Raw genomic sequence first — 279 nt, 5'->3', positions numbered from 1 at the left:
GGACGATCTCGTGCGCGTCTACATGGTCATCGCCCCACGGCTCGGCCTGCCGGCCGAGGAGAAATACGGTGTCCGCCTGCGCGATTCAGCCAGCGTTTGGAAAGGCTTTCCCGACAGCGCCGCTGCCTTGGCCGATTTTGCCAAGTCGCACAAGCTGATCGCCATGACCAACGCACGGCGCTGGGCGCTCGACCATTTCGAGCAGCAGCTCGGATCGCCCTTCTTCGCCACCTTCACCGCCGACGACACCGGTACGGAAAAACCCGACCCGGCCTTCTT

At 63.8% G+C, this 279-nt stretch carries 1 protein-coding gene; it reads left to right on the top strand.

The features are described 5' to 3' along the window. Nucleotides 1–279: HAD-IA family hydrolase (locus tag EN807_RS35070; RefSeq protein ID WP_145972481.1), on the top strand; the 279-nt coding region annotated here is incomplete at both ends.

It is taken from the genome of Mesorhizobium sp. M5C.F.Ca.ET.164.01.1.1, assembly GCF_004792125.1.
Taxonomy (GTDB): Bacteria; Pseudomonadota; Alphaproteobacteria; order Rhizobiales; family Rhizobiaceae; genus Mesorhizobium; species Mesorhizobium wenxiniae.
The sequence above is the reverse complement of the archived record's forward strand: the minus strand, read 5'-3'. Positions and strand labels throughout refer to the sequence as shown.